Genomic DNA, 12495 nt, shown 5'->3' with positions numbered 1-12495 from the left:
TCACCGGGCGATGAGTCTGGCAGTTCGATATCAACTGGTTACCCTCTGTCGCCCAATTTTGCTGCACTGCAACATAAGTGTCAAGAGCACAATTCGGCAAAGCGCCGACCGCAGCAACTGAGCGATCGCCTTGATGCCGGGCGGCCAAGTGCGTTATTTTTGGAGCTGTGCCCGAATCGGGGCAACCGAATCTGGAGACACGCCTTGTCCGCACTGACGCGCTTTCTCGGCGACACGCCGCTCCGGGTGCTCCTGAAGCTGCTGGTGCTGTCGTTCCTAGTCGGCCTTGTCATGAACGCTTTCGGCTGGTCGCCGATGGATGTGCTCTACGGCATCCGCAATGTCTTCGTCGATCTCTGGAACCTCGGCTTCCGCGCTATTGACCGTTTCCTCGGCTACATCCTGCTGGGCGCGGCGATCGTCATTCCAGCTTTCATCCTGCTCAGGATCGCCAACTACCGGAAATAGAGCAGACGCCGAACCGAAGGTCAGCGTGCGTCAGGCAAAGCCTGAGGCCACTTCGAACAGGACGGCATGGCGCGCGGCCAGAGCCGCCAAGTCAGTCGAATAGCCGCCGCCGATAACGCCGCAGACCGGGATGCCGAGCGCGCGGAAATGACGGATCACCATGTCGTCGCGGGCACGCAGCCCTTCGTTCGACAGCCACAACCTGCCGAGCCGGTCCTCGGCATGGACGTCGACCCCGGCATTGTAGAAAACGATGTCCCAGCGCGCCCTGGCGGTGAGTTCCGGCAGCATGCCGCCCAACGTTTCGAGATAGGCCGCATCGCCGGTGCCGTCGGGCAGGGCGATATCGAGGTCGGAAGCGATCTTGCGCGTCGGATAGTTACGATCGCCATGCATGGAAAAGGTGAAAACCCGCCGTTCAGCGCCCAAAATGTCGGCCGTGCCGTCACCCTGATGCACGTCGAGATCGACGATCAGGATATTGCCGGCGACGGCTTCGGCAAGCAGCACCAGTGAAGCCACCGCAACATCGTTGAAGGTGCAGAAGCCGGCGCCTTGCGCGCGCCGCGCATGATGGCTGCCGCCGGCGGTATTGCAGGCGATGCCGTTCAGCAACGCCAGCCGCGCCGCCAGCACGGTGCCACCCGTTGCGAGCTGCGCCCTGAGCGAGACGCGCGGGCCTACCGGAAAGCCAATCTCGCGCTCGATTTTTTCTGGCACTTCGCAGGCCAGCACCTGGTCGACATAGCCGGCGGCATGGGCAAGCTTCAGCCATGATGCCGGGGCCGGCTCGGGCACATTGAGCGCGGCGTGGCCGGCCAGTCCGCGAGCGCCCAAGGCTTCCATCAGCAGCTTGTATTTGCTCATCGGAAAACGAGGGTTGACGGCGAAGCCGGCGTCGTAGTCGGGATGATGAACGATCTGCAGGGGCATGAGCGGCAGGTGCTTTTTAGAGCGACTTCGGGTTAGAGCGGCTTGGATGCCCATCGGTCGAGGCTGGTATCGCGCAACTCGCGCAGTGATTTGAGCCGTTGCATGTCGGCGAACCGGACCATACCCGCAACAATGCGGCCCGGCAGTGCCGGCCCGGCATAGATCATGCCGGTATAGATCTGGACGAGATCGGCGCCGGCGCGGATCTTTTCGAGTGCCGTCTCCGCGGAATCGACGCCGCCGACGCCGATGATGGCGGGGTCCGGGCCAAGCAGTTTGCGCATCTTTGCCAGCACGATGGTCGAGCGCTCGAACAGCGGTTTTCCCGAAAGCCCGCCGGTCTCGCCGGCAAGATCGGCGCTGCGCAGCCGCGGCCGCGCGATGGTGGTGTTGGAGACGATGACGCCGTCTAGGGCTTTCTCGGTGACCTCGGCGGCGATATCCTCCAGCTCGGCCTCGACCAGGTCCGGCGCGATCTTCAGAAAGATGGGCGGCTGCGCGGCCGCTGCCGCACGTGCGGCCATGACGCGCGACAGCAACTCGCCAAGCTGTTCACGCGCCTGCATGTTGCGCAGGCCCGGCGTGTTCGGCGAGGAGATGTTGACCGTCAGATAGCTGGCGTGTGGCGCAAACCTGGCAACGCCGCGTTCATAGTCACCGACGCGGTCGGTGCTGTCCTTGTTGGCGCCGACATTGACGCCGACGATGCCGGCGCGGCCCTTGCGCGCGGCAAGCCGTTGTTCGGCGGCCGCGTGACCCTCGTTGTTGAAGCCCAGCCGGTTGATCACCGCTTCGTCGGATGTCAGCCGGAAAATGCGCGGCTTCGGGTTGCCGGCCTGCGGCAGCGGCGTGATCGTGCCGACCTCGGCAAAGCCGAAGCCAAGGCCAAGCAGCGCATCGGGAACCTCGGCGTTCTTGTCGTAGCCGGCGGCCATGCCGAGCGGATTGGGGAAATCGATGTCGCAGACGCTGACTTTCAGCCTGTCGTCGCGCACGGGTCTCCCGCCTATCGGCAGCCCGCATTTCAGAGCCGCGATCGACAGGCCGTGGGCGGCTTCCGGATCGAATGCGAACAGGAACCTCTGGCCGAGCCGGTCGAGCACGCTCATTCGGCCTCCAGCGTCGGGAATTGGTGCCGGCCATCGGTGCCGAGCGGCAATGGTTGCACCCAGCCGACGGCGTTGAGGTCGAGCGGGCCGTAAAGATGCGGGAACAGCGCACCACCGCGCGAGACCTCGTATTTCAGCGCATCACCCAGTCTGGCGTCATCGACGGCGACCAGCAGCAGCCCGGTCTGGCCGGCAAAGTGTTTTGCCGCGGTTTCCTTGGCCTGGCCGGCGGTGGAAAAATGAATGAAGCCGTCGGCGACATCGATCGGCGCGCCGGTGAAGCGGCGATTTCTTTCGGCCTCGCGCCACAGCGGTTCAGGTACTATCTTGTAGATAAGCTGAGACATGGTTGCGCTATAGTCCGAACCAATCGTACGGGGAAGAGGCAAGCAGGTTCCGGAAAAGTGTCACACGGTTTTCCGACAGGAACCTGCGTCAAGGTAAAGGCTAGGGTTCTTCCCCATTTCCGGCGCAAACATGCGATAAGATTGCGCTTACTGGCCTATGGAGGACAAACAATATGCGTCCGCAGCACGTCTTGATCCCTGCAGCCCTCGTCTCGCTCGTCGCGGCATCGGCCTTTTCCGAGGAAGCCGACCGCTACCGGTTGGAAAAGTCGGCCACCGGCTATGTCCGCATGGACACGCAGACCGGTGCGATGTCGATCTGCGAGGAGCGCTCCGGCCAGCTCGTCTGCAAGATGGCGGCCGATGAACGCGCCGCCTTCCAGGACGAGATCGACCGGCTGCAAAATTCGGTGAAGGCGCTCGACCAGCGCGTCGTCAAGCTCGAGAACTCGCTTGCCGCCCGCTTTGAGTCGACATTGCCAAGCGAGGAGGATTTCAACAAGACGATGAGCTACATGGAGCGCTTCCTGCGCGGCTTCATGGGCATCGTCAAGGACATGGAAAAGGACAGCGGCGAGGATGGCGCCGAGCCCAATTCGCAAAAAACCTGAGCACCGTTCACCGGGGAAGCCCGGCGCACCGGCTTGCCGCTTGAAAACGGCTGATATCGCCGCATAATCGTTCGACTGATCCCGCAAGAAGCAGACAATCATCAATGGGATTCGGGGAGGGCCATGTGCCGTCAGGCTATACTTTCGTCATCGCTGACGATCATCCGCTTTTTCGCGGTGCGCTGAGAGAGGCGCTTGCCGGCATCGGCGACGTCGCCGGCATTCACGAGGCCGGCGATTTCGAAAGCGCCAAGGCGCTGGTCGTGGCCAATGAGGACGTCGATCTGGTGCTGCTCGACCTGTCGATGCCAGGCGCTAGCGGCCTTTCCGGTCTGATCTCGCTGCGCGGCATCCATCCGACGGTGCCGCTGGTGGTGGTGTCGGCACATGACGACCCGGTGACCATCCGGCGCGCGCTCGACCTTGGCGCTTCGGGTTTCATCTCCAAATCGGCCAGCATGGAGGAGATCCGCAGCGCTGTGCAGTCGGTGCTTGCCGGCGACATCGCTGCGCCCACCGGCATCGATCTCGGCGTCGAGCACGATCCCGAGATATCCGATCTGATTAAGCGGCTGCAGACGCTGACGCCGCAGCAGACGCGCGTGCTCGGCATGCTGGCGGAAGGTCTGCTCAATAAGCAGATCGCCTACGAGCTCGGTGTCTCCGAAGCGACGATCAAGGCGCATGTCTCGGCCATTCTGCAGAAGCTTGGCGTCGACAGCCGCACCCAGGCGGTGATCCTGCTGTCCAAGATCGGCAGCGACCCGCTGGCGGCGGCCGGCTGACCCTTCGGCTTTACTCGGCCGCCGACGCCAGCGGCCTGACCCTCGCCATCATCGAGCGCAGCACGGCTGGTTTGAGCGGCTTGTTGATCACCGGCACGTCGAGCCTGCCGGCGCTGGCGCGCACCTCGCTCGAGCGGTCGGCGGTGACCAGCACCGCCGGCATGTCATGGCCATGGATAGCGCGCAGTTTGGCGATGGCGTCAAGGCCGGTCTCGCCGTCGAGATGATAGTCGGCAAGCACGATGTCGGGCCGACGCATGCCGGACCCCTCGAGATCCCTCGAGCCGGCAAACGTGTCGACGCTGCAGCCCCAGCCTTCGAGCAGCAGCCGCATGCCGTCGAGGATGCGGGCGTCGTTGTCGATGCAGAGCACGCGGAGCCCCGCAAGCGAAGCAGCCGTGCGGACCGGCGCCTTGGCCTCGATCTCGCGCCGCGGCTCCTGCACTGCCGCGACCGGCAGGACGACGGAAAAGCGTGTGCCCTTGCTCGGGCTTGAAAATATCTGGAGTTCGAGGCGCAAGACGCGAGCGATGCGGTCGACGATCGAAAGGCCGAGCCCCAGGCCTTCGGCTTCGCGGGCGCCCTCATCGAGCCGGGTGAATTCGTGAAAGACCGTGTTCAGCTTGTCGGCGGCAATGCCGATGCCGGTGTCGATCACCTGTATCTCGGCCAGTTCGCCGCGCCGCCGCACGCCGACCAGGATGCGGCCATGGCGGGTGTATTTGATGGCATTGGATACGAGGTTCTGGATCAGGCGGCGCAACAGATTGCGGTCAGTCGTCACGCTGAGCGACGATGGCATGATCGTCAGGCTGAGTTTCTTCTCGGCGGCAAGCGGCTGAAAGTCGTTGCCGATCTGGCGCAGCAGTCCGTCCAGGCTGAAGGCCGTGTCGTCCGGTTTCATCGCGCCGGCGTCGAGACGGGAAATGTCGAGGACTGCGCCGAGAATGGTCTCGACCGATTCCAGCGAGGATTCGATGTTGATCGCGGCCTTGCCCGCAGGTCCCTTGCCGGCCTTTTCGATCAGCGACGAGCAATAGAGACGAGCAGCGTTCAGCGGTTGCAGGATGTCATGGCCGGCGGCAGCGAGGAAGCGGGTCTTGCCGAGATTGGCCTCCTCCGCCAGCATCTGCGCCTGTGCCAGTTCCTCGTTGACGCGGGTCAGTTCGACGGTGCGGTTCTTGACGCGCTGTTCGAGCGTTTCATTGGCGCGCTTCAGCGCCAGGTCCTGCTCAACGCGCCCGGAAATGTCGGCATAGGTGGCAACGATGCCGCCATCCGGCATCGGGTTGGAGCGCAATTCCAGGATGCGGCCGCTGGTCTTCAGCTCCATCTGCCAGGGGCTGACGAAGCTGGTGAGGCGGTTGAGCATCGCCACCCGCTGGTCGGCCGGAATGTCGCCGCGCTCGGCAAGGTGGCGCAGGATGCGGTCGAGCGAGACGCCGACCTGGCCCATCTCGTCGGGCAGGTCGAACAGCGCCCGATATTGGCGGTTCCAGCAGATCAGCCGGAAATCCCTGTCGAAGACGGTGATGCCCTGTTCCATCTGGTCGAGCGCGATCTGCAGCAGGTCGCGGTTGTGCTGCAGCGCTTCGGTGGCGTCGTCGAGCAGGCGAAAGGCGTCCTTCGCCTCTCGATCATTGCGGCGCAGCAGCAGCGACAGGATGAGCCGCGCCGAAGAGGAGCCGACGGCACTTGCCAGAAGCTGCTCGGAGAAACGGATGACGTCCATGCTGGCCTGCTCGTTGCCGTGCAGCGAAGCGCCGTTGCTCTTTTCGAACGACTGAAACGACCGTTCAGTGCGTTCGACGCCGAGATAGCGCGCGATGGTGTCCTTGAGGTCGTTGACGGTGACGGTGGTGCGGAAGCGGCGCAGGCTCGGCATCGGGCTCGCCTCGCGCGGCACGAAAATCGACGCCTGGATGCGCTCCAGCGGCACCGACGCGCGCGACAGCGAGCCTAGCACGAAGAACAGCGTGTTGACCGACAGGCTCCACAGGACACCGTGGTTCAGCGGCTCGGCGACGGTGCCGAACAGCGCTTGCGGCCGCAACGCTTCGAAACCGAACAGGCCGTGGACGACGATGCCGGTATCGGACGCGGCGAGCGAAGGAAGCAGCAGCGTATAGCTCCAGACGACGATGCCGGCGACCATGCCGAGCGCCGCCCCCCTGCCGTTGGCGCCGCGCCAGATCAGCCCGCCGATCAAGGCCGGCGCGAATTGCGCGATCGCGGCGAACGACATCAGGCCGATCGAGGAGAGCCGCGCGCTGTTGGTGCTCTCGCGATAGTAGAGGAAGGCGACGAACAGCATGATGAAGATCGCCGCCCGTCGCACGTTGAGGATGAGCGCTGACCAGTCCTCGTTCTCCGATGTCGTGGTCTTGAGCAGGCGACGCACGAACAGTGGAATGACGAGATCGTTGGAGATCATGATCGACAGCGCGACGCTCTCGACGATCACCATCGCGGTCGCCGCCGACAGGCCGCCGATGAACGCCGCCATGGCCAACACATCGTGACCGCTGAGCAGCGGCAGCGACAGGACATAGAGGTCGCTGCTGGTCCTGGTGCCGACCAGCGCCAGGCCGGCGAGCGCGATCGGCAGCACGAAAAGGTTGATCGCCACCAGATAGAGCGGAAACACCCATGTCGCGGTGCGCAGTTCGGCCTCGCTGCGGTTCTCGACGATGGTGACATAGAACTGGCGCGGCAGCATGATGATGGCGAAACCGCTCAAACACGTCAGCACCAGCCAGGTCGCGAGCGAGGTGCTGTAGCTCATCGCTTGCTGAACTTGCGAATTCTCGGCGAGCTTGTCGACCATATCGCCTGGGCCGCCGAAGATCAGGAAGGTCACCATCAGGCCGATCGCCAGGAAGGCGGCGAGCTTGACCACAGTTTCGACCGCTACCGCCAGCACCAGCCCGTCCTGGTGTTCGGTGGCGTCGGCGTGGCGCGTGCCGAACAGCACCGCAAATAGCGCAAGCAGCATGGCGACGACCAGCGAGATGTCGCTGACGAATGGATCGAACGAAGGCGGCGAGCCGGTATAATGCTCGACCATCAGGCTGACCGAGCCGGAAATCGCCTTCAACTGCAGTGCCATGTAAGGCACCGCGCCGATCGTCGCGATCAGCGTGGCGATCGCTGCCACGGCAAAACTCTTGCCGTAGCGGGCGCCGAGGAAGTCGGCGATCGAAGTGATCTTCTCTGTCTTGGCCAGCCTGACGATGCGCCGAAGCAGCGGAAAGCCGAACACGAACACCAGCACCGGGCCGATATAGATGCCGAGGAATTCGAGGCCGCGCTCGGAGGAAAGGCCGACCGAACCGAAGAAGGTCCAGGAGGTGCAGTAGATCGCCAGGCTGAGCGGATAGATGAAGGGCCGGGCTCGGTCAGGCCCGGATGTCGTCGAGCGTTGGTCGCCGAGGCTGGCGATGACGAACAGCAACGTCACATAGGCGATCGCGATGATGACGATGAACCAGCCCTGCACGGCCCAAAAATCCTCCCTTGCCGGTTTTTGCATCCGGCCTGCTGAGACGCAATCACAGCTTGGCGATCAAGTCCATCGCGGCTTTCGGCGCAGGATGGCTGCGGCTTCGGGAAATTTTGGCCGGAACCGGTCTTTTGCCGATGCTGCAACCGTAGGTTTTTGCTATTGTGCCAGTGGGGGGAACGAAGCGGGGCCGAACGAAGCGGGCAGAGGAGGCGGCCTGGCCCGTCAGGACAAGGAGGGTCGGATGCTGAAAGAATTCCAGGAATTCATTTCCAGGGGCAATGTCATGGACCTGGCCGTCGGCGTCATCATCGGCGCCGCCTTCGGCAAGATCGTCGATTCCCTAGTCAACGACATCATCATGCCGATAATCGGGGCGATTTTCGGCGGACTCGACTTCAACAATTATTTCCTGCCCTTGTCCTCAGCGGTCAACGCCACATCGCTGGCGGAAGCCAAGAGGCAGGGCGCAGTCTTCGCCTATGGCAGTTTCATCACCGTGGCGCTGAACTTCATCATCCTCGCCTTCATCATCTTCCTGATGATCAAAGCGGTGAACGATCTGCGCAGGCGGCTGGAGCGTGAGAAGCCCGTTGCGCCTGCTGCCGCTCCGCCGGCCGATGTCGCGCTGCTCACCGAAATTCGCGATCTCCTCGCCAGGAAATAGCGCAGGGGCAAGATCTCTGGACCAAAACCCCGGTCGATTTCGGCCGGGGTTTTCTATTTTCGCCTGTCGCAAAACACGCTAGCTGTCCGGAAGGCGAAAAACGGATCCATCCATGACCCTGATCGAGAATTTGCGCGCCGAGGCCCGGGCCGCGCCCGAAAGCGGCATTGTCGCCGTCATGAACCGCGGCCGCGACCGCGACGGCATGATCCCGCTCTGGGCCGGCGAGGGCGACCTGCCGACGCCCGCCTTCATCACCGATGCCGCTGCCCGGGCGCTGGCCGGCGGCGAAACCTTTTATACCTGGCAGAAAGGCATCCCCGAACTGCGGCAGGCGCTCGCCCGCTATTACATCAGGCATTTCGGCAAGAGCTTCGCCGAGCAAGAATTCATCGTCACCGGCTCTGGCATGCATGCCATCCAGCTGGCGCTCGACGCTGTCGCCGGCAATGGCGACGAGGTCGTCTATCTGTCGCCGGCCTGGCCGAACTTCGCCGCAGCCGCCGGCGTGGCGGGCGCCGTCCCGGTCGCAGTCACGCTCGACCAGTCCGGCAATGGCTGGTCCTGTGACATCGGCAAGATCGAGGCGGCGATCACGCCAAGGACAAAGGCGCTGTTCGTCAACACACCGTCCAACCCGACCGGTTGGACCGCCGACAGGCAGACGCTGCAGGCGATCCTCGACCTTGCCCGCGAAGGGGGGCTGTGGATCATCGCCGACGAGATCTATTCGCTGTTCCACTACGGCGACAGCCGCGCGCCGTCCTTCATCGACATCATGGCCGACGAGGATCGCATCCTGTTCGTCAACAGTTTTTCCAAGAACTGGTCGATGACCGGCTGGCGGGTCGGCTGGATCAAGGTCCATCCCTGCCTGCAGCAGGTGTTCGAGAACCTGGTCCAGTATTCGACCTCCGGCGTTGCCCAGTTCATGCAGCGCGGCGCCGTCGTCGCGCTCGACGAAGGCGACGCCTTCATCGTCGAGCAGGTGGAGCGGGCGAGGGCGGCGCGTGACCTGGTCTGCGGCATCCTAGCTGCGACCGGCAGGGCACGCTTTACCGTGCCGCAGGGCGCGTTCTATCTGTTCTTCGCAGTCGACGGCATCACCGATTCACGCGCCGCCGCCTTCGACATCGTCGACCGCGCCAATGTCGGCCTGGCGCCCGGAACCGCATTCGGTCCCGGCGGCGAAGCCTTCCTCAGGCTATGCTTCCACCGCCGCCTCGACCAGCTCGAGGAGGCCGCGCACCGGCTGGCGAAGTGGATGAAAAGTGTGTGAGGTTGAGGTCCGCGCCAAGCCGGACAGCTGCGAACCGTTGCACTCCTTGGCCAACGTAACGGCATGGTTCCTAGGGTCTGCGCCGCGTCGCTTCGCTCCTTGCTACGCCCTAGGAAGACGAAGGTAGCGGAAGCTCAGCCGCCGGACTTCGGCACCAGCAGCGGAATGACGCGGTCGCTTTCCCTCACGGCCGGCCGGCCCGCAGAACCGTAAGAGATGCCCAAGGCATCCCAGGTCTCGACCAGCGCGTCCTGAAGCGCCGCGATCAGCTGATCCGAATGGAATGGCGTCGGGGTGATGCGCAGCCGTTCGGTGCCGCGCGGCACGGTCGGGTAGTTGATCGGCTGGATGTAGATGCCGTGGACGCCGAGCAGGCGGTCGCTGGCCATCTTGCACAGTTCGGGATCGCCGACGAGCAGCGGCACGATGTGGGTAGCGGAGTCCATCACCGGCAGGCCCGCGGCGGTAAGAACCTGCTTCGTCCGCGTCGCCTGGCGCTGCTGCGCGGCGCGTTCGGCCTGTGAGCGCTTGAGATGGCGGATCGACGTGGTCGCCGCGGCGGCAATGGCCGGCGGCAGCGCCGTGGTGAAGATGAAGCCCGGCGCATAGGAGCGCACGGCATCGATAACCGCACTTGTGCCGGTGATATAGCCGCCGAGCGTGCCGAACGCCTTGGCCAGCGTGCCTTCGATGATGTCGATACGGTCGGCCAGCCCTTCGCGCTCGGTGATGCCGCCGCCGCGCGGTCCGTACATGCCGACGGCATGCACCTCGTCGATATAGGTCATGGCGTTGTAGCGCTCGGCAAGTTCGACGATCTGTTTGATCGGCGCGATATCGCCATCCATCGAATAGACGCTCTCGAAGACGATCAACTTGGCGCGCTCGCGGCCCGCCGCCTGCAGCAGGCTTTCGAGATGCGCAACGTCGTTGTGGCGGAAGATCTTCTTCTCGGCGCCCGAACGCCGCACGCCCTCGATCATCGAGGCGTGGTTCAACTCGTCCGAGACGATCAGGCAGTTGGGCAGCAGCCGCGCAATGGTCGAGATCGAAGCTTCGTTGGAGACGAAGCCGGAGGTAAAGACGAGCGCGGCTTCCTTGTCGTGCAGGTCGGCCAGTTCCAGTTCGAGCTCGACCAGCGGATTGCTGGTGCCGGAGATGTTGCGGGTGCCACCGGCGCCGGATCCCATCTTGCCGGCGGCGTTCTGCATCGCGGCGATGACGTCGGGATGCTGGCCCATGCCGAGATAGTCGTTGGAGCACCAGACGGTGATTTCCTGGGCGCGGCCGTTGGCGCGCCAGATGGCGCGTGGGAAGTTCCCCACGATGCGCTCGAGGTCGGCGAAGATGCGATAGCGACGCTCGGCGTGGAGCTGGTCGATCGCGTCTTCGAAGAACCGCTGATAGTTCATTTCGGCTTCCCAATTTTTGCGTGGGATCATAATCATTGCCCTATTCGCCGTCTACTTGGCCTTTTTGGTCAAAATGCCACGCCCCAAGCCTGTTCCTAACGGCCACGGATCATGGCCTATTCCCTTGATGTGGATCAATTTTGTTTCAGGACGATGCCATGCGCCGATGAGACTGGTTACCGCAGGCACTGATGGAAATGGACTAATGGCCCAGTGGCAGGCTTTCCAGTAAGGCGGGTGTGGAGACAGCTTCCGATTAATCTTGAGCAGCGAGGACACGGATGACGGTTTTGGTGACAGGCGGCGCTGGCTATATCGGCAGCCATATGGTCTGGGAACTGCTGGACGCGGGCGAGAGCGTTGTCGTCCTCGACCGGCTTTCGACCGGCTTCGAATGGGCGGTGGCGCCGGAGGCAAAGCTTGTCGTCGGCGATGTCGCCGACAAGGAGCTGGTCGGCGGGGTCATCCGCGACAATCATGTCGATGCGATCATCCATTTTGCCGGCTCCATCGTGGTTCCCGAATCGGTCGCCGACCCGCTCGGCTATTACGAGAACAACACCTGCAAGACGCGCACGCTGATCGAGACCGCGGTGCGCGAAGGCGTGCCCAATTTCATCTTTTCCTCGACCGCCGCCGTCTATGGCGGCGCCGGGCTGGAGCCGGTGCGCGAGGATGCGCGCCTTGCACCGGAATCGCCCTATGGCCTGTCCAAGCTGATGAGCGAATGGATGCTGCGCGACGCCGCAATCGCCCACGGCTTGCGCTATACGGCGTTGCGCTACTTCAACGTCGCCGGCGCCGATCCGAGGGGCCGCACCGGCCAGTCGACGCCGGGCGCCACGCATCTGATCAAGGTCGCCTGCGAGACGGCGCTCGGCAAGCGGCCCTTCATGGAGGTGTTCGGCACCGACTATCCGACGCCCGACGGCACTTGCATGCGCGACTACATCCATGTCAGCGATCTGGCGGCGGCGCATCGGCTGGCGCTGGAACGGCTGCGCGCCGGGGGACCAAGCCTCGTCGCCAATTGCGGCTACAGCCACGGCTATTCGGTGCTCGAAGTTATCGACAGCGTGCGCCGCGTCTTTGGCCATGATTTCGACGTGCGGATCGGCGAGCGCCGTGCGGGCGACGCGGCGGCGGTGGTCGCCAATTCGGAGCTGGCGCGCCGCGAGCTCGGTTGGACCCCGCAACGCGATGACCTCGACCGGATCGTCGCCGACGCGCTGGCTTGGGAGCGTATCCTGACCGGCAAGAATTCGGCGCGGAGCTGAAGTCCCGGTTTTTCCTCCGTGGGCTCGTAGATCGAGCGTGGAAGCGCTATTGAAGGAGCTGCGCGGCTGAAACGTGGAGGCGTTTCGGCCGCGTCTGATCCTTTG

General features: G+C 63.8%; 11 protein-coding genes. 6 read left to right on the top strand and 5 right to left on the bottom strand.

The genetic code is table 11. From position 1 onward, the window contains the following. Positions 1 to 204: 204 nt before the first annotated feature. Positions 205 to 468: a DUF6460 domain-containing protein gene (locus AC0L3D_RS04285; RefSeq protein ID WP_027155530.1), complete on the top strand. Its 264-nt coding sequence runs from the start codon at positions 205 to 207 to the stop codon at positions 466 to 468. A 30-nt stretch (positions 469 to 498) separates the two neighbouring features. Here AC0L3D_RS04285 and AC0L3D_RS04280 read toward each other — a convergent pair whose 3' ends face one another. From AC0L3D_RS04280 to AC0L3D_RS04270, 3 genes are read right to left on the bottom strand one after another with little or no spacing between them, the layout of a single operon-like run. Continuing rightward, positions 499 to 1401: a histone deacetylase family protein gene (locus tag AC0L3D_RS04280; protein WP_473643232.1), complete on the bottom strand. Its 903-nt coding sequence runs from the start codon at positions 1399 to 1401 to the stop codon at positions 499 to 501. 32 nt (positions 1402 to 1433) lie between these two features. Continuing rightward, entirely contained in the window at positions 1434 to 2510 is a 1077-nt protein-coding gene (locus tag AC0L3D_RS04275; RefSeq protein ID WP_128169127.1) for a quinone-dependent dihydroorotate dehydrogenase, read from the bottom strand. Continuing rightward, positions 2507 to 2857 carry a DUF952 domain-containing protein gene (locus tag AC0L3D_RS04270; RefSeq protein ID WP_128169126.1) on the bottom strand — a complete coding sequence of 117 codons (351 nt, stop codon included), beginning with the start codon at positions 2855 to 2857 and terminating at the stop codon, positions 2507 to 2509. The genes AC0L3D_RS04275 and AC0L3D_RS04270 overlap by 4 nt, the downstream gene beginning before the upstream one ends. Before the next feature lie 173 nt (positions 2858 to 3030). On the opposite strand from AC0L3D_RS04270, the gene AC0L3D_RS04265 reads away from it, so the two are divergent. Together AC0L3D_RS04265 and AC0L3D_RS04260 are read left to right on the top strand one after the other, a co-directional pair. Next, a complete protein-coding gene (locus AC0L3D_RS04265) occupies positions 3031 to 3468 on the top strand; it encodes a hypothetical protein (protein ID WP_473643230.1) in 438 nt (145 codons plus the stop codon). A gap of 125 nt (positions 3469 to 3593) precedes the next feature. Continuing rightward, positions 3594 to 4253, top strand: coding sequence for a response regulator transcription factor (locus AC0L3D_RS04260; RefSeq protein ID WP_128169185.1), 660 nt, complete (start codon positions 3594 to 3596; stop codon positions 4251 to 4253). A gap of 10 nt (positions 4254 to 4263) precedes the next feature. Here AC0L3D_RS04260 and AC0L3D_RS04255 read toward each other — a convergent pair whose 3' ends face one another. Continuing rightward, positions 4264 to 7752, bottom strand: a complete 3489-nt coding sequence (locus AC0L3D_RS04255) for a hybrid sensor histidine kinase/response regulator (RefSeq protein ID WP_473643288.1) — start codon at positions 7750 to 7752, stop codon at positions 4264 to 4266. Between the two features lie 247 nt (positions 7753 to 7999). On the opposite strand from AC0L3D_RS04255, the gene mscL reads away from it, so the two are divergent. Next, entirely contained in the window at positions 8000 to 8422 is a 423-nt protein-coding gene (gene mscL / locus AC0L3D_RS04250; protein ID WP_023803298.1) for a large conductance mechanosensitive channel protein MscL, read from the top strand. A 112-nt stretch (positions 8423 to 8534) separates the two neighbouring features. Then, the gene (locus AC0L3D_RS04245) at positions 8535 to 9701 is read left to right on the top strand and encodes a pyridoxal phosphate-dependent aminotransferase (protein WP_473643228.1); all 1167 of its coding nucleotides are present in this window, start codon (positions 8535 to 8537) and stop codon (positions 9699 to 9701) included. Positions 9702 to 9835: 134 nt separating this feature from the next. On the opposite strand, the gene hemA is transcribed toward AC0L3D_RS04245, so the two are convergent. Further along, complete coding sequence (hemA, locus tag AC0L3D_RS04240) at positions 9836 to 11113, bottom strand: 5-aminolevulinate synthase (RefSeq protein ID WP_077376755.1); 1278 nt, start codon at positions 11111 to 11113, stop codon at positions 9836 to 9838. Between the two features lie 281 nt (positions 11114 to 11394). On the opposite strand from hemA, the gene galE reads away from it, so the two are divergent. Beyond that, on the top strand, positions 11395 to 12390 hold the full coding sequence (gene galE / locus AC0L3D_RS04235; RefSeq protein WP_128169123.1) for a UDP-glucose 4-epimerase GalE: 996 nt from the start codon (positions 11395 to 11397) through the stop codon (positions 12388 to 12390). Positions 12391 to 12495: the final 105 nt, after the last annotated feature.

The sequence above is a fragment of the Mesorhizobium sp. WSM4837 genome (assembly GCF_055811435.1).
Note: the sequence above shows the minus strand (reverse complement) of the source record. Positions and strands in the feature narration are given on the sequence as shown.

What these genes read in the sequence shown, in the direction of transcription:
- AC0L3D_RS04245 (WP_473643228.1), top strand. Translation starts at nt 8,535, where the DNA reads ATGACCCTGATCGAGAATTTGCGCGCCGAGGCCCGGGCCGCGCCCGAA.
- hemA (WP_077376755.1), bottom strand. Translation starts at nt 11,113, where the DNA reads ATGAACTATCAGCGGTTCTTCGAAGACGCGATCGACCAGCTCCACGCC.
- AC0L3D_RS04265 (WP_473643230.1), top strand. Translation starts at nt 3,031, where the DNA reads ATGCGTCCGCAGCACGTCTTGATCCCTGCAGCCCTCGTCTCGCTCGTC.
- AC0L3D_RS04275 (WP_128169127.1), bottom strand. Translation starts at nt 2,510, where the DNA reads ATGAGCGTGCTCGACCGGCTCGGCCAGAGGTTCCTGTTCGCATTCGAT.
- AC0L3D_RS04280 (WP_473643232.1), bottom strand. Translation starts at nt 1,401, where the DNA reads ATGCCCCTGCAGATCGTTCATCATCCCGACTACGACGCCGGCTTCGCC.
- AC0L3D_RS04270 (WP_128169126.1), bottom strand. Translation starts at nt 2,857, where the DNA reads ATGTCTCAGCTTATCTACAAGATAGTACCTGAACCGCTGTGGCGCGAG.
- mscL (WP_023803298.1), top strand. Translation starts at nt 8,000, where the DNA reads ATGCTGAAAGAATTCCAGGAATTCATTTCCAGGGGCAATGTCATGGAC.
- galE (WP_128169123.1), top strand. Translation starts at nt 11,395, where the DNA reads ATGACGGTTTTGGTGACAGGCGGCGCTGGCTATATCGGCAGCCATATG.